General features: G+C 71.7%; 17 protein-coding genes and 1 tRNA gene. 2 read left to right on the forward strand and 16 right to left on the reverse strand.

Annotated features, from left to right (window positions below):
* Nucleotides 1-22: 22 nt before the first annotated feature.
* Nucleotides 23-766, reverse strand: coding sequence for a hypothetical protein (locus tag VGO10_RS12220; RefSeq protein WP_327468645.1), 744 nt, complete (start codon nucleotides 764-766; stop codon nucleotides 23-25).
* A 104-nt stretch (nucleotides 767-870) separates the two neighbouring features.
* On the opposite strand from VGO10_RS12220, the gene VGO10_RS12225 reads away from it, so the two are divergent.
* On the forward strand, nucleotides 871-1,167 hold the full coding sequence (locus VGO10_RS12225) for a DUF4235 domain-containing protein (RefSeq protein WP_327468647.1): 297 nt from the start codon (nucleotides 871-873) through the stop codon (nucleotides 1,165-1,167).
* Here VGO10_RS12225 and VGO10_RS12230 read toward each other — a convergent pair.
* From VGO10_RS12230 to glmU, 3 genes are all read right to left on the reverse strand, one after another.
* Nucleotides 1,164-1,454 (reverse strand): hypothetical protein, encoded by a 291-nt coding sequence (locus VGO10_RS12230; protein ID WP_327468649.1) that lies wholly within the window; start codon nucleotides 1,452-1,454, stop codon nucleotides 1,164-1,166. The genes VGO10_RS12225 and VGO10_RS12230 overlap by 4 nt on opposite strands.
* An 84-nt stretch (nucleotides 1,455-1,538) precedes the next feature.
* Entirely contained in the window at nucleotides 1,539-2,516 is a 978-nt protein-coding gene (locus tag VGO10_RS12235; RefSeq protein WP_349258942.1) for a ribose-phosphate pyrophosphokinase, read from the reverse strand.
* A 125-nt stretch (nucleotides 2,517-2,641) separates the two neighbouring features.
* Nucleotides 2,642-3,964 (reverse strand): bifunctional UDP-N-acetylglucosamine diphosphorylase/glucosamine-1-phosphate N-acetyltransferase GlmU, encoded by a 1,323-nt coding sequence (gene glmU / locus VGO10_RS12240; protein WP_327468653.1) that lies wholly within the window; start codon nucleotides 3,962-3,964, stop codon nucleotides 2,642-2,644.
* 71 nt (nucleotides 3,965-4,035) lie between these two features.
* Here glmU and VGO10_RS12245 point away from each other — a divergent pair.
* A tRNA-Gln gene (locus VGO10_RS12245) sits at nucleotides 4,036-4,108 on the forward strand.
* Between the two features lie 62 nt (nucleotides 4,109-4,170).
* Here the strand turns inward: VGO10_RS12245 and VGO10_RS12250 are convergent.
* The 12 genes from VGO10_RS12250 to rsmI all read right to left on the reverse strand — a co-directional run.
* Nucleotides 4,171-4,710: a hypothetical protein gene (locus VGO10_RS12250; protein WP_327468655.1), complete on the reverse strand. Its 540-nt coding sequence runs from the start codon at nucleotides 4,708-4,710 to the stop codon at nucleotides 4,171-4,173.
* Nucleotides 4,711-4,714: 4 nt separating this feature from the next.
* Complete coding sequence (locus tag VGO10_RS12255; protein ID WP_327468657.1) at nucleotides 4,715-5,506, reverse strand: MTAP family purine nucleoside phosphorylase; 792 nt, start codon at nucleotides 5,504-5,506, stop codon at nucleotides 4,715-4,717.
* Nucleotides 5,507-5,595: 89 nt separating this feature from the next.
* A complete protein-coding gene (locus tag VGO10_RS12260; protein ID WP_327468659.1) occupies nucleotides 5,596-6,783 on the reverse strand; it encodes a hypothetical protein in 1,188 nt (395 codons plus the stop codon).
* A gap of 199 nt (nucleotides 6,784-6,982) precedes the next feature.
* Nucleotides 6,983-8,245: a PucR family transcriptional regulator gene (locus VGO10_RS12265; protein WP_327468661.1), complete on the reverse strand. Its 1,263-nt coding sequence runs from the start codon at nucleotides 8,243-8,245 to the stop codon at nucleotides 6,983-6,985.
* Between the two features lie 86 nt (nucleotides 8,246-8,331).
* Entirely contained in the window at nucleotides 8,332-8,556 is a 225-nt protein-coding gene (locus tag VGO10_RS12270) for a hypothetical protein (protein ID WP_327468663.1), read from the reverse strand.
* Nucleotides 8,553-10,091, reverse strand: coding sequence for a bifunctional DedA family/phosphatase PAP2 family protein (locus tag VGO10_RS12275; protein ID WP_327468665.1), 1,539 nt, complete (start codon nucleotides 10,089-10,091; stop codon nucleotides 8,553-8,555). The genes VGO10_RS12270 and VGO10_RS12275 overlap by 4 nt, the downstream gene beginning before the upstream one ends.
* Nucleotides 10,092-10,134: 43 nt before the next feature.
* On the reverse strand, nucleotides 10,135-10,992 hold the full coding sequence (locus VGO10_RS12280; RefSeq protein WP_327468667.1) for a hypothetical protein: 858 nt from the start codon (nucleotides 10,990-10,992) through the stop codon (nucleotides 10,135-10,137).
* Nucleotides 10,989-11,834: a 16S rRNA (adenine(1518)-N(6)/adenine(1519)-N(6))-dimethyltransferase RsmA gene (rsmA, locus tag VGO10_RS12285; RefSeq protein WP_327468669.1), complete on the reverse strand. Its 846-nt coding sequence runs from the start codon at nucleotides 11,832-11,834 to the stop codon at nucleotides 10,989-10,991. Before rsmA ends, VGO10_RS12280 begins: the two co-directional genes overlap by 4 nt.
* Entirely contained in the window at nucleotides 11,828-12,589 is a 762-nt protein-coding gene (locus tag VGO10_RS12290) for a TatD family hydrolase (RefSeq protein ID WP_327468671.1), read from the reverse strand. The genes rsmA and VGO10_RS12290 overlap by 7 nt, the downstream gene beginning before the upstream one ends.
* Entirely contained in the window at nucleotides 12,586-14,127 is a 1,542-nt protein-coding gene (gene metG, locus VGO10_RS12295; protein WP_327468673.1) for a methionine--tRNA ligase, read from the reverse strand. Before metG ends, VGO10_RS12290 begins: the two co-directional genes overlap by 4 nt.
* Before the next feature lie 12 nt (nucleotides 14,128-14,139).
* Nucleotides 14,140-14,841: a M23 family metallopeptidase gene (locus VGO10_RS12300; RefSeq protein WP_327468675.1), complete on the reverse strand. Its 702-nt coding sequence runs from the start codon at nucleotides 14,839-14,841 to the stop codon at nucleotides 14,140-14,142.
* Nucleotides 14,842-15,012: 171 nt separating this feature from the next.
* The coding region (rsmI, locus tag VGO10_RS12305; RefSeq protein ID WP_327468677.1) for a 16S rRNA (cytidine(1402)-2'-O)-methyltransferase at nucleotides 15,013-15,729 on the reverse strand (717 nt) is incomplete at its 5' end.

A 15,729-nucleotide genomic window follows, 5' to 3' on the forward strand; every position in this document is an offset into this window, starting at 1 on the left:
CCGCACCCTAATCGGCTTGCGGTCAGCCGGTCGCAGGGAGCTCGTCGGGCCCGTTGATCTCCAGGAAGCGCTGGACGCTGCGCTCCTGAGCCTCGAGCCGGCCGGCCATGTTGCGGGCGTGATCGGCGGCGCGGGCGACGAAGTCCTCCAGCGCGGCCTCCGGATCGTCGGGCAGCGGGTAGACGTGGGCGACGTCCTGCTGGGCGCAGGCGATGCCCATGGGCGGACGGCCCTCGCTGAGCGTCCGCGCGCCGCAGACCGGCACGACCGTGAGCTGGCGCTCGGGCGCGACGAGGGCGATCGGCATCAGCCGGTGGGCGGGCAGGGGCACGTCGAGATCGACCGAGCGCACCAGCGTCACGCCCGACTCGGCGACGTCGCGCAGCGGGCCCTCCCAGATCGCCAAGACGGTGTCGGCGGCCTGGAGCGCGTCGCGCAGCGTGCGGGCCTGCGCCGCGTAGGCCTCTTGGGCCTCCTCGCGGCTGTAGGCCTCGCCGAGGTCGAGGTCGACCGGGACGCGCAGGAGATCGCGCGCGCCCAGCTTCTCCCCCTCGCCATGACCGCCGTTGGCGACGTAGGTCTGGATCGTGCCGAGGTCGCGGCGGCCGTGGAAGATGACCGTGAGCTCGTCAGACAGTGCGAGGCCGCGGATCTTCAAGGCGACGGCAGCTGCCGCCTCGGGATCGAGGAGCGCGCGGCGCAGCAGCTCATCGGCGAGGCCCTCGCCGGGCGGACCGTCGTGCTGCTCGTCGTGGTGGCTGTCCATCGTGCCTCCTTGATCTTGCAACGATGTGTACCCCATTTCATCGGACAAGTGGTCGGAACCTGCACTGACGGTCGGGCATGGCCGCCCTCGGGTACGTTCGAGCCATGAAGCTCTTGTACAAGCCGTTCGGGATCGCGCTGGGCGTCCTCGCGGGCCTGCTGTCAAAGAAGCTGTTCGACGTCGTGTGGGGGATCTTCGACGACGAGGAGCCGCCGAAGCCGACCACGCGGGAGGCCGACTGGCCCAAGGTGATGGCCGCCGCCGCGGTGCAGGGCGTGACCTTCAAGGTGACGCGTGCGGCGGTGGACCGCGCCGGCGCCAAGGGCTGGGACCACCTCTTCGGCGTGTGGCCCGGCGAGAAGCGCCAGGAGAAGTCGCAGGCGGCCGAAGCGGTGCGCTAGCGCGAGGCGCGCACGACGAACCCTCGCTCGCGCAGATCCTCGAGCGCGTCCTCGAACGCGCCGAAGTCCTGGGCGAGCAACAGGTCGATCGGGCGGCCGTGGCGGCCGGTGGCGCGGACCCAGCGCTTGAGGACCTCCGGGCCGGCCCGCTCCGCGGCCTCTTCGGTGAGTGTCAACAGGATCGGCAGCTGCGGTTTGTGGTCGAGCTCGCCGCCCAGGACGCTCAGCGGATCGACATCGAGGACCGCCAGCAGCTCGTCGTCGGAGAGCCCGAGCCGGTCCTGCAACAGCGCGGCGGCGGTGGAGGTCAGCAGATCCTCAGAAGAGCTGGTTCTCTCCGCCCGCAGCGGAGAGCCGACGGCGGTCGCGCATTAGAAGAGCTGGTTCTCTCCGCCGAAGACCTCAGACACCGAGTCGTCGGTGAAGATCCGGCGGATCGAGTCCGTCAGCAGGTCGGCGCAGGACAGCACCTGGATGTTCTCCGGCGCGCCGGGCCGCAGCGGGATCGTGTCGGTGACGACGATCTTCTCGAAGCCAGCAGCCTCGAGGTTCTCATAGGCGTTGCCGCTGAAGACCGGGTGCGTCGCGGCGGCGAAGACGCGGGAGGCGCCCTCGTCGAGGACCGTGTGCGCGGCCGCCTTCAGCGTTCCGGCGGTGTCGATCATGTCGTCGACGATCACCGCGGTCTTGCCCTTGACGTCGCCGATCACGTAGCCGATCTCGGCGACCTGCTGGGCCGGGCGCTCCTTGTCGAGGATCGCCAGCTCGGCGCCGATCTTCGAGGCGAACTTCTTGTTCAACTTCACGCGGCCGGCGTCCGGCGCGACGACGACGAGATCGTTGAGGTGCAGGTCGTCGAAGTGCTGGGTGAGCATCATCAGCGCGGTCATGTGGTCGACCGGGATGTTGAAGAAGCCCTGGACCTGGCCGGCGTGGAGATCCATCGTCAGGACGCGGTCGGCGCCGGCCGCCTCGATCATGCGGGCGACGAGCCGGGCGCTGATCGGCTCACGCGGGGCGCTCTTCTTGTCCTGGCGGCTGTAGCCATACCACGGCGTGACGGCGATGACGCGATGCGCCGAGGCGCCGATCGCGGCATCGATCATGACCAGCAGCTCCATCAGCGCGTCGTTGGTGGAGATGCCCGTCTCCGGGTTGCCGCACATCGGCTGGATGAGGAAGACGTCCGCGCCGCGGATCGACTCCTCATAGCGGCAGTAGACCTCGCCGCTCTTGAAGGTCTTGAGGGTGATCGGCCCGAGGTCCACGCCGAGCTTCGACCCGATCTTGGCCGCGAGCTCGGGGTTCGCGCGCCCCGAGAACAGCATCAGCCGCTTGTCGTAGTCGATCGGGAGGCTCGTGGCCACGGGCATCGTCCGCGGGGTGCTCACGTCATCGACCATCGTAATCGTCTGGCCCGACGCGTTGAGCGGCAACTGGATGCTGGTGCTCACCTGGTGTCCCGGTCCTTCTCTTACTCGCGGTCCGCGTAGCCCTCGATGTTGTGCTGCCGCGCACGCGCGACGGCGAGCGCACGGGCCGGCACGTCCTGCGTGACGACCGACCCCGCGGCAGTGTAAGCGCCGTCGCCGAGCGACACCGGCGCGACCAGCGTCGTGTCCACGCCGGTCTTGACGCCGGCGCCGATCGTCGTCTTGGACTTGGTCTTGGACTTGCTGTCGTAGTTGGCGGTGATCGTGGCAGCGCCGAGGTTGCTGTCGGGGCCGATGTCGGCGTCGCCGATGTAGCTCAGGTGCGGGACCTTGGAGCCCTCGCCGATGTCGGAGTTCTTGATCTCGACGAAGGTGCCGGCCTTGGCGTTGGTGCGCAGGCGGGTGCCCGGGCGCAGGTAGGCGAAGGGGCCGACGGAGACGCCATCCTCGATCGTCGCGCCGTCGAGATACGAGCACTTGATGGAGCAGCGCTCACCGATCGTGGTCGCGCCCTTGATGGTCGTGCCGGGCTCGATCGTCGTGTCCTGGCCGATCGTGATCCCGGCGTCGATGCGGGTCGAGGCGGGGTCGATGATCGTCACCCCGGCGCGCATGTGGTCCTCGAGGATCCGGCGCTGGGCGAGCGCGGTGATGTCGGCGAGCGCGACGCGGTCGTTGATGCCGAGCACGAGCGCGTGGTCATCGACGACGTAGGCGGCGACGACGTCGCCCTGGTCTCTGAGAACCGTCAGGGCGTCCGGCAGGTATTTCTCACCTTGGGCGTTGTCGGTGCCGACACGCGGCAGCGCGTCAGCCAGCGCGACGTGGTCGAAGCAGAAGATCCCGGTGTTGATCTCCCGGATCTCGAGCTCCTCCGGCGTCGCGTCGCCGGGGGCCTTGGTCTCGACGACGCGCACGACGTGGCCGGTGGTCTGGTCGCGCACGACGCGGCCGTAGCCGCTGGCGTCGTCGAGGACGGTGGTCGCCATCGTCGCCGCAGCGCCGGAGGCGACGTGCGCGTCAACGAGCTCCTGGATCGCTTGGGAGGACACCAGCGGCACGTCGCCCGAGAGGACGACGACCGGCAACCCGGGGGCGACCTCGGGCAGCGCGGCGAGGACGGCGCCGCCGGTGCCATCGGAGATCGGCTGGGTCGCGGTCCGCGTGCCGTCCGGGAGCGCCGTGGTGAGATCCACGCTCGGCGAGGACACGACCACGATCCGCTCCGCCCCGGCCTCCTGCGCGGCGAGCACCGGCCACGCGACCATCGGCCTTCCGCAGATCTCATGCAGGACCTTGGGTGTCGCGGAACGCATCCGCGTCCCCTGTCCGGCGGCCATCACGACGGCGCTGAAGGAGGTCACGGGGCGGAAGGCTAGAGGGAGAAAGCGAGTTCCGGCCGTGCGTACGGCAGAATAGGTTTCGAACATCCCGTTGGGGGATGGTGTAGGCGGCTAACACGCTGGGTTTTGGTCCCAGAGTCCGGGGTTCAAATCCTCGTCCCCCAACCTTCCGTCCGAGGACGAACGTATGTTCGTCTCGTGCCACGGTGATGCGTCTGGGCCGACGCTCAGCTCGCCGGTGTGAGCAGCGCGCGGAGGTCTGGTGGGGTGATCGGGTCGACCTCGAGGGCGCGGGCGTCGCCGACCGAGGACAGGCGCCGTTCGGCGCGCAGCATGCCGAGCGTGCCGTCGAGCCGCGCCGCGGTGGCGAGGATGTCGTTGAAGGGCGCGCCGACGAGCGCGAGCAGCTCCGGGGTCGGGTGCGAGAGCGCGATCAGGAACGGCGTGCCGTCGCCGGTCGCCGCGCTGCTGAGCAGGACGCCATCGGCGAGATCGTCGCGGACGGCGGCGAGGTGGACGGCCGAGAGCGCGGGGACGTCAGGCGCCACGAGCAAGAGCGGGCCGTCGTGGCCTGCGACCGCGTCGGGCACCTCGTCGGCGGTCGCCAGCTGGAGCGGCTCGGCGCCGTCGCCCGCGGCACGCGCCCAGTCGAGGGCGTGCTCGCGCAGCGCGGCCCGCAGCGCGTCGTCGGCGTCGGGCCCCAGCCACGCGCGCAGTGCCGGCTCGGTCGGCGCGGCGAGCGTGTCGAGGACGATCGCCAGCGGCACCGGCTCAGTCGAAGCGGAAATGCGACCCCACCGGCGTCAGGTCTGTGTGCGCGACGTGCGGCAGCGCGGCGGCGAGCGTCGCCGCGAACGCCTGCGGGCTGGCCTCGACGAGAGCCACCAGATCCTCCACCGGCGCCAGCTCGTCGACCACACCGTTGGCGTAATCGGTCGCGTAGCCGAGCAGCGCGAACGGGATCTCGGCCTCGCCGGCCAGCACCGTCTCCGGGCCTGCGGTCTGGCTGACCGCCGTCACGCCGGCGGCGGCGAGCGTCCGGATCTCGGCCTTGGTGTTGAAGCGCGGGCCGTCGACGTGGCCGTAGCAGCCGCCGTCGCGGGCCTCCAGGCCGGCTTCGGCCGCCCCCACCAGCAGCGCGGCGCGCAGGCCGGCGTGGAAGGGCTGCTCGAAGATCCAGTGGCCACGACCGGCGCGGCCGGGCTCGGTGTGCAGCGTGCAGATCGAGCCGTCGGCCAGCCGGTTCACGAGGAAATGCAGATCGTCGAAGACGATCAGCGAACCGAGCGGGACCGTCGGGTCGACCGCGCCACAGACCGTGACGGCGAGGATCGCGTCGACGCCGCGATCGCGCAGCGCGGCGATGTTGGCCTGGTGGGTGACCTGGTGCGACAGCCGACGATGGCCGGCGAGATGGCGCGAGACGTGCAGGACGTCGACGCCGGCAAAGCGCCCCTCGGTGATCGTCGCTGGGCCGAACTCGGTCGCGACCTCGACGGCGTGCGCGTCAGCGAAATCCGGCAGCGCGTAGGTGCCCGAGCCGGTGATGATCCCGATCCGCATGGACCGGGATCCTACGGCGACGCTCTTGCGCGGTTACAGAGGAATTCCTGCGGGGGTTACAGACGAGCTCCTGCGGGGTTACAGACGAGCTACTGCGCGCTGGACGGGATCGCGGCGTTGGCCGCCGCCGGCGTGCTCTGCGCTGCGGCCGGCGCAGGATCGGCGGCAGGCGCCGGGTCCGCCGGCGCCGAGTTGGCGGCCGGCGCAGGATCGGCCGGCGGGGCCGGATCGGCCGGCGCGGGATCGGCCGGAGCCGGGTCAGCTGGCGGAGGATCGGCGGGTGGTGCAGGATCGGCGGGCGCTGGATCGGCCGGCGGTGCCGGATCGGCAGGCGCAGGATCGGCCGGTGCCGGGTCGGCGGGCGCCGAGTCGACGGGCGGAGCAGGATCGGCAGGCGCAGGATCGGCCGGGGCAGGATCAGCGGGCGCCGGATCGGCGGGCGCAGGGTCAACGGGCGGAGCAGGATCGGCCGGGGCGGGATCTGAGGACGGCGCCGGATCGGCGGGCGCAGGGTCGACGGGCGGGACCGGCGTCGGGTCGGTCGGCACCGGCGTCGTATCGACGGGCGGGATCGGCTCCGGCACGGGGGCCGGGGTGACCGGCACAGGGTCCAGCGTCGGTGCCACCGGCGGATCAGCCGTGAACGCCGACGGCGCGGTGGTGTCGCGGGCGGAGGTGTTGCCGCCGGTCGTGGTGGGATCGGCAGGCGCGACGGGCGCGCCGTGGTCGCTCTCCCACGCGTCCGGAATGCCGTCGCCGTCGGTGTCGACGCCGGACCCGGAGCGGATGCTGCCGGTGGCGCCCGTCGACGTTGCGGGGTCGCGCGTGCCGTCGACCGAGCCGCTCGGCGCCGAGCCGAGGGAGAAGCCAAAGCCGTCGCGGGTCGCGCCGGCGACCGTGCCGGCGGGGTTGCCCGAGCCCGTGCCGGCGAGCGCACCGTCGGTCCCCGTGCCGCCGGATACCGCTCCGGCGGGAATCGTGATGCCGATCGCGGCGATGCCCGACGGGCCACCGAGGCCTGGCAGCAGCGCCGCGGTGCCGCCAACGCGCGTTGCACCGGCCAGCAGCGCCTGGCGCACGCTCTGCGCCGCAGGCGTCTGCGCGGCGATCGGCGCCGTGGGGAGATCGAGGCGCCGCGCCGAGTCACCGGCCACCAGCGGCCAGTGGTCGAAGTGAAAGACCGAACCCTTGAGCACGGTCGCGCCGGTGCCGATCAGCGACAACGCGGCCGTAAGACCAGCAGCGGCAAAGAGGTGATCGTGGGTGCGATGCTTCATCAGAGGGAGCGAGGGAGGGACATGCTCCCTCTCACAATCTAGGTTTCGGCCGCCGACACCAAGTCCTCAAGTGGGGTCTGCACCCCATGTCCGGTCGGAATTCCGGGGACTTCAGCCGTTCTGGCCTGTCTGGCCCCAACAGCCTCTCAGACTTGGCGCGTAGACGCTAGAGCGCACCGGCGCAAACCTCCCCAATCCTCTAGGTACGACGCGGCACGCGGCCTCCGCCGGCGCCCTGCTCGCTGGCCGGGCCGCCGCGCGCGGCGATCCCGAGGACCCGCATCGCCTTCAGCCCGAGGCTGAGCTTCTCGCGGCCGTCGGTCGAGCCGACGTCGAGGCCTGACAGCTCGCGCACGCGCTCGAGCCGATAGCGGATCGTGTGGCGGTGCGTGAAGAGCCGCTGGGCGGTGCCCGCGACGTTGCCGTCGGCGTCGAGGAACGCCTCGACGGTGATGACGAGATCGGTCTCGTACTGCTCGTCGTAGGCGACGAGCGGCTCGATCGTCTCGGCGTAGAAGCGCTGCAGCTCGGCCGGGTCCTCGCTCATCGCCGACAGCAGCAGCCGGTAGGCGCCGGTGTCGTCGAAGGCCATGACGCGCGGGCCGTCCTCACCGGTGGTGTCGCCCTCGGCGACGTTGGCGGCCAGCAGCGCCTCGTTGCCAGCGCGCGGAAGGTCGGCCGGATCGGCGGCGAAGCGGCTGCGTCCCAGCGCGAAGCTGTGGCCCGGCAGCGAGGCGCCGAGCTCGCGCAGCACGCTCTCGCCGACGCGCTCGGCGGCAGCGGCATCGTCGCTGGGCACGAGGACCACCACTTCAGAGCCGATGACCTCGCCCCCCGCCCGCCCGGAGGAGGCCGCGACGGCCGTGGGCACCGCGGCGCGCGCCCCGCGCTCGGCGACGGTGACGACGCGCTCGCGCCAGCCCTCCTCAGTGGGCACGTGGAGCTGGGCGCGCACGACGACGATGGCCGCGCCGGCGCTGAGGTCGACGCCGAGCTCCGCGGCGCGCGCGACGATCTCCTCAGACGCGACGACACGACGCCCCAGCAGGTCGTGCAGGAACTCGGCGACAGCCAGCTCCGACGCCCGGGCGGGGGCGCGCAGGCGCTGCACCTCCGAGGCGACGAGCGTCAGGATCAGCCGCAGGACCATCGGGGATGGCGCGTCGCCATCGGAGCGCGACCGCACGCGGAGCTGACCGACTTGCTCGTCGGCGACGCGGAGGTCGTGGATCTCGACCCCGGCGCCGTCACCCAGCAGCCCGCGCTCATCAGCCGGCGACCGCGCCGCCACGGCGAGGACCGCGCCGGACCGGTCGGTCAGCGCCAGGCTCGCGTCGTCGAGCGCGCGAGCGGACGCGCGGATCACCTCGGGGAGGCCCGCACCGGACTCGACAGCGTCGGTGACGGCATCCAGGGCCTCGAGGTCGATTCCGGCCGGCGTCCTCGGAGCCGGGCTGGACATGGCTCAGAGTTTACGGCCCCGAACCAATTTGCAGCATCCCTGCACGTGAAGAGCCACCGAAGTGGCCAGGGTCGGGCCGGTGGGGCCTAAACCCCGATGCGATCCCAGAACCAGACGATCGCCGCGCCACCCGCGACGCCGAGCGCCACGAACGCGGCCAGGACGTAGAGGCTGAGGACAGCGGCGGCCATGCGCTGCCAGACGCGCGAGTACGCCGTCCAGGCAGGGACCAGGATGAACGCCACGTAGGCGGCGAGGGCGAAGACGGTGCAGCACGCCCCGACGAGATAGGTGACCTCGGTGTTGCTCACGCGCGGCGCCCATTGTGCCGAAGGTGGACGACGACCAGCCCCACCATGCCCGCCACGGCGAAGATCGCCGCCGCCAGGCCGGCCCCGCCAACGACGTCGGAGAGGTAGTGGGCGCGCAGGTAGACGCGCGTCAGGCCGATCACGACGGCGAGCACGATCCCGGCGACGATCGCCGCCGTCGTGCGGGCCAAGCCGGGCAACGTGCGGGTGAGGACGAGCGCGATCCCGACCCACGCGAGCGCGTAGGCCGCATGCGCCGACGGGTAGCTCTGGCCGGCGGTGTCGACCAGCGAACCAGTGGGGCGCGGCCGGTCGACGGCGGCCTTGGCGATGTGGACGCCGATCCAGGTGAGCGCGAGGCCGGCGACCAGCGCCACCGCTTCGGTGGTCCGCCGGCGCATCACCAGGACGACGACGGTCAGCGCGGTGGCCGCGGCCACGACCGGGAAGCTGCCGAGGTGCGTCACGGCGCGGGCGAGGTCGTCGAGCGTGCCGCTGCGGATCTTGTCGGCCCAGGTGAACGCGGTGCGGTCGCCGGTGACGAGCGCCTTGTCGCGCAGCGTGATCGCGTTGGCCGCGAAGGCGAAGGACCCGACGGCGGCGATGGCCAGCAGCGTCGTCAGCTCGAGGCCGAGCTCACCGGGCGTGATCCGGTTCCAGAAGAACGTCAACGGGCCGCGAGCCCAGCGTCCGAGCGGGCGCAGCACTCGCGCCAGCGGGCGCAGCGCCGGGCGGTCGAGCTGCGTGTCGAGCCACGCCATCGCGGCGTCGCGGTGCTCCTTGTGGCGGAAGTGGCGGTAGAGCCAGACGCCGACGGCGATGACGACGATCGTCGTCCCGAGCGCGAGCGTCCCTTGCTCGGCGTAGTGCAGGACGCGATCGAAGCTCTGCCAGAAGACGTAGCCGAGGACCAGCAGCATCGTCGCCCAGGCGCCGGCGCCGACGATGTCGTAGGGCAGGAAGCGCTTGAGCGGCATCCCGGAAGATCCCGCCAAGAACGGGTTGACGGCGCGGACCAGCCCGACGAAGCGACCCAGGAAGATCGCCTTGCCGCCATGGCGGTCGAAGAAGCCTTCGACCTGGTGGATGCGCTCCTCGGTGATCTGCACCTTCGGCCCGTGCTTGATCAGGAACGCGCGCCCGAGCCTGCGACCCGCGAAGAACGACGCGAGGTCGCCGAGGACCGCGCAGGTCCAGACGATCGCGATCAGCGCGACGAGCGAGATCGTTCCCTGGCCGGCCACGACGCCGCCGAAGATCAAGAACGTCTCGCCCGGTGCGATCAGCCCGACGAAGGCGCCGGTCTCGAAGAACGCCATGACGCCGACGACGAGGTAGGTCCAGTTGCCGAGGGTGTTGCCGGCGTCCTCGACGATCTTCTTGAAGTTCGGCAGGGCGACGACCCCGGAGCCGTAGACGAGCAGCCCGACGACGGCGATCGCGCCGCCGATCAGAAGCGTCGGCTCGAGCTTGCGTCGGCGAACGATGAGGAACGCGGCCAGAAGGACCGCGGCGACGAGCGGGCCCGGCTTCATGCAGCTGACCGCATGACGCGCTGGCGTCTACGGGATTGGATCGTCATGCGGCTAGAACCTCGCCGCCGTGCGGGCCGATCGGCTTGGCGACCTTCGAGCCCGGGAAGTGCTCGCGGGCGGCCTTCGCCGCCTTGACGTTGTGGAAGAGCCCGAGCACGGTGGGGCCGCTGCCGCTGACCATCGCGACGTCGGCACCCGCCGCGCGGACGCGCGCGAGCGTCTCGCCGAGCTCGGGGCGTAGCGAGAGCGCTGCGGGCTCGAGCTCGTTGACGCACAGCTCGTCGGGCAGATCGGGAAGGCCGTCGCGAACGGCGTCCAGCGCCGCGGCGAGCTTCTTGGCCGAGCGCGGCAGGCCGAGGCGGTCGGCCTCGCGGAAGACGTCGGCGGTCAGCAGCGGCCCGTCGGCGGGCACGACGAGGACGCCGTAGCGCGCAACGCCCGGCACACGCTCGATCTGCTCACCGGCACCGGTCGCCAGCACCCGGCCAGGCTTGACCTGCGCGGGCACGTCAGCGCCGAGGTCGGCGGCGATCGCGTGCAGCGCATCCCGATCCTCGATGCCCGACGCGCGGGCGAGCAACCGCAGCGCGGCGCCCGCGTCGGCCGAGCCGCCGGCCATGCCGGCCGCGACGGGGATCCGCTTGTCGATGCTGATGCGCACCGGGTCACCGCGCCAGCCGGTCGTCTCGCGGAACGCGGCGATGGCGGTCGCGACGAGGTTGACGCCGTCAACACCGGGGCAATCGACAGCGTCGGCGCCGTCGCCGTCCTCCAGCCGCAGACGATCGGCGAGCGTGACCGACTGCATGATCGACACCAACTCGTGGCGGCCGTCGGCGCGGGTCGGACCGAGGAAGAGGCAGACGTTGATCTTGCCCGGCGCGCGGGTCTCGAGCCTCATGGCGCGATCCGCGCTCCGAGCCCGCGGAACTGCTCGGGGGTCAGCCGCTCCGCGCGGGCATCCTCGGGCAGTCCGAGCTCGGCCAACGCCGCCCGGGCGCGTTCGCCAAGCGCCTTGTCGCCGGTGTGCAACTGCAAGGACTTGGCCAGGGTTTTTCGCCGATGGGCAAACGCGCCGTGAACCAGCGACCGCAGCTTGGGCGACGGTGCGTCGCCGGTGCGTTCCAACACGACGAGCACCGAGTCGACGTTGGGCACCGGGTGAAAGACGGTGCGCGCGACGGAGCGGTGGACGCGGACATCGCACGCGAGCTGGGCCAGCACGCTCGGCACGCCGTAGGCCGACGTCCCGGCCTGCGCGGCGAAGCGCTCCCCCACCTCCTTTTGCACCATCGCGACCCAGCGAGTGACCGACGGCAGCTCGAAGACCGTCCGCAAGATCGCCGTCGCCGCGATCCCGTAGGGCAGGTTGGCCACCACCTTGGTCGGCGCGGGGTGCAACGCGGCGAGGTCGAGGTGCAGCGCGTCGCCGAGGTGCAGCGTCGTGTTGGGATGGGGCGCGAGCGCGTCGCGCAGCGCGGGCTCCAGCGAGCGGTCGAGCTCGATGACGTGGGTGTGCGCGGTGCGCTGCGCGAGATGCTCGGACAGCACGCCGAGCCCACCGCCGATCTCGAGCGCGACGTCATCGGGCGCCAGCTCCGCCGCCCGCTCGATGACCCCCAGGATGTTGGAGTCGATCAGGAAGTTCTGGCCGAGATCGCGCTTGGGCCGCACGTCGAAGGCGCGCATGCGGCGCAGGCTCGGCTGCGCCGGGAGGTCGGATGACGGTGGATCGCTCACCATCGAAAGAGCGTCGCCGCGTTGCGCTCGACGATCGCCTCGAGCTCCGTGTAGGTCTGCCCGCGCTGCTGCGCGACGAAGTGCGCCGTCTCGGTGACGTAGGCCGGCTGGTTGCGCTCCTTGCGCATCGGCTGCGGGGTGAGATACGGCGCGTCGGTCTCGACGAGCAGCTTGTCGTCGGGCACGCGCGCCGCCGCGGCGGCCAAGTCCTCGTTCTTGGGGTAGGTGACGTTGCCGGCAAACGAGATCCACCAACCCTCGGCCAGACACTCGTCGAGCCGCTCGGGCATCGAGAAGCAGTGCAGGATCACGCTGAGTCCGTCAGCGCGCGAGCGCAGGGTGGCGATCGTGTCGTCCTCGGCCGCGCGGGTGTGGATGACCAGCGGCTTGTCGGTGTCGCGCGCGAGCTGGATCTGCGCATGGAAGGCGCGCTCCTGATCGGCGCGCGGCGCGTAGTCGCGAAAGAAGTCCAGGCCGGTCTCGCCGATGGCCCGGCAGCGCTCGTGGGAAGCGAGCGCCTGCAGCTCTGCGAGATGGCCGTCGTCGAAGCCCGTCGCCTTGTTGGGGTGGTGGCCGATCGCAGCAAAGACCTGCGGGAACGCATCGGCGGCAGCCAACGCGGCGCGACCGGTCGCGCCGTCCTGCCCGATGGTGAGGATCCGGTTGACGCCGGCGCGCGTCGCCGCGGAGACCAGCTCCGCAGGACTCGGTCCCCCGCCCGCCCCGCAGGAATCCAGATGGGTGTGAGCGTCGATCAAGCGGCCTTCGGGGGCTGCTGCTGCTTGGGGAAGAGCGGGTCGAGGTCGGCGACCTGCGTGGGCACCGCGGCGCCGAGGCGGGCGCCGTCGATTGCGAGGGCCGGGGCCGTATCGCCCGCGATCTCGGGTGCCCCGAGCGCCTGCAGCAGGATGCCCGCGCGGTCCGGAATCCAGGCGTGCAGCAGGACCGTCAGCACACGCAGGCCCTCGACGAGCGTCGCGAGCGTCTGATCAAGCTCGGCGGCACGCCCCTCCTCCTTGGCCATCTTCCACGGCTCCTGGTCGCCAACGTAGGCATTCAGCCGGCGGACGCGCACCCAGATCTCCTCCAGGGCAGGCGTCAGCTCGGCACGACCGACCAGCTCGCAGACGCGCTCATTGAGCCCCTCGAACTCCGCGACGACCGTCGGATCGAGGTCGACCTGCGGCACGGCGCCGTCGCGGTAGCGCAGGACCATCTTGATCGTGCGGCTGGCGAGGTTGCCGAAGTCGTTGGCCAACTCGGACTCGTAGCGCTTCTCGAAGTCGGCGGTTGAGACCGCCCCGTCCTGTCCGAAGCTGACGTCGCGCAGCAGGTAGAAGCGCAACGCGTCGGCACCGTAGGTCTCGATGACCGCGAACGGATCCAGGACATTGCCCAGCGACTTGGACATCTTGTGGCCCTCCATCAGGAGGTAGCCGTGGACGAAGACGTGCTCGGGCAGCGGCAGGTCGGCGGCCATCAGCAGCGCCGGCCAGAAGACGCAGTGGAACTTGAGGATGTCCTTGGCGATCAGGTGGTAGCTCGCCGGCCAGAACTCCTCGCGCAGGTCCTCGCCGGGACGGGCGTAGGTCAGCGCGGTGTAGTAGTTCAACAAGGCGTCGAACCACACGTAGAACACGTGGCTCTCGTCCCACGGGACCGGCACGCCCCACGTCAGCTTGCCGCGCGTGAGCGAGACGTCATTCAACCCGCCCTTGATGAAGGACAACGCCTCGTTGTAGCGCGAGGACGGGGTGATGAAGCCCGGGTTGTCGGCGTAGAGCTGCTCGAGGCGCTCCTGCAACAGCGACAACTTGAAGAAGTAGTTCTCCTCCTCCTCCCAGGTGAGCTCGATCAGGTGGATCGGACAGCGGTTGCCGTCGACGATCTCCTGCTCGGACTTGAAGTCGGCACAGCGCGGGCAGTACCAGCCCTGATAGGTGCCAAGCTCGACGTAGCCGTTGTCCTTCACCTTGGTCAGGACGTCCTGCACCGCCTTGACGTGCTCAGGATCGGAGGTTCGGATGAAGAAGTCGTTGGTGGCGTTGAGCAGCGGCGCGAGCGCCTTGAAGCGCTCGGCGTTCTTGTCGGCCAACTCACGCGGGGTGACGCCGGCGGCCTCGGCCGCAAGGGCGACGGGCTCGCCGTGCTCGTCGGTCCCCGTGAGGAAGAAGACGTCCTCACCGCGCTGGCGCATGTGGCGCGCCATCACGTCCGCGGCGATCGTCGTGTATGCGTGCCCGAGGTGGGGCGCCGCGTTGACGTAGTAGATGGGCGTCGTGATGTAGAAGGACATCTGGGCCTAACGCTACCGCTGCGCGAGCGCCATCCCGGTGCGCCTCCGACGGCGGTGTCGCCGTCGCGCCACGTCGCCGCCTCCCGCACCGACGGCGAGCAGCGCGACGCCGGCCCAGCCAAGCCACGGAAGGGCCGCCGTGTGAGACGGCGCGGTGGCCGCCGGACGGGTCGCAGCGAGCATGGCCGGTGGGGCGACGCGTGGCCGCGGTCGTGCGGCCGGCCGACGGCGCGGAGCGATCGGTGGTGGTGCGGAGCGGTCACTATGGCCGAGCAGCTCCAGCGGGTCCACGTAGCCCTGGCGATCGCCCACCCGCCGGGCGCCGAGCCGCAGCAGGCCCCCTGGCGCCAGCCGGCCGACGACGGCGCCCGGCCAGACCCGCGCGCCGCGGGCCACCGCGGCCGAGGCCAGCCCCAACTCGGTGGCGACCAGCCCGCCACAGCGCAGACTGACGCCGCGCCCCCATCGGGGCACGCGACCGGCATGGGTCACGGTGCCGGCACACGCCGCGAGCACCCGGGCTTCCGGCACACCCCGCAGGTCGATGCCGCGGCGCACACCGCGCGCATAGGGCGCCGCACGGTCAAAGGTGAAGGCGCCGCTGAGCACGGCGCCCGGCAGGGGCGCCCGCCAGCGCCCCGACGCACCGAACGCCGCACCGGCATCCAAGGCCGCGACGGCAACAACGAGCACGAGCACCACCACACGAGACATGGCGCCACCGTATGCCCGGCCACACCGCATCCTCCCCGCCGTCACCAGATCGGCACGAACATGTCGCAGACCCGCAACCGATCCGCGCGAACACGTTCTTAAGGGTCTGACCCCTTAACGTTGGCCGCTAGGGGCCAGCGAGCGCCACGATGGACGCCCGGCCGCGCGAGCTCAGCGCTCGAGCAGCGCCTTGTACAAGGCGTTGGCCGGCACGCCGGTGAGGTCGGCGATCACACCCGCCGCCGGCCGTGCCTTCGCCCCCGCGTCGACCAGCCGCGCCAGCGCGTCCAGCGCCGGCGCCAGGTCGATCGCCTCGGCCGGCGCACCGCCGACGACGACCACGATCTCGCCGCGCGGATCCTCGGCCGCGTACCGCGCCGCCAGCTCACCAGCCGTCCCGCGCACGACCTCCTCGTGCAGCTTGGTCAGCTCCCGGCACACCGCCACCGGCCGCTCCGGGTCCGCCGCCGCCAGCGACGCCAGCGACGCCGCGAGCCGGCGCGGCGACTCGAAGGCCACCACCGTGTCCTCCGACTCCCACACGCGCGCGAGCTCGCCCGCCCGCCGGGGCAGGAACCCGGCGAACGTCCACCGCTCGGCGGGCAGCCCCGACGCGACGACCGCGGCCGTCACCGCGCTGGCCCCGGGCAGCACCTCGACGGGCAGCCCGGCTTCGACGCACGCCCCGATGACGACGTAGCCCGGGTCGCTGACCCCCGGCGTCCCGGCGTCCGAGACCAGCGCGACCACCGCCCCTTCGCGGATGCGCGCCACCAGCTCGGCCGCCCGCGCGCGCTCGTTGTGCTCGTGGTAGGAGACCAGCGCGCCCGCGCGGATGCCGTGGCGGTCGAGCAGCACGCGCGTGCGCCGCGTGTCCTCGCACGCGAC

The sequence above is a fragment of the Baekduia sp. genome, assembly GCF_035996765.1.
GTDB lineage: Bacteria > Actinomycetota > Thermoleophilia > Solirubrobacterales > Solirubrobacteraceae > Baekduia.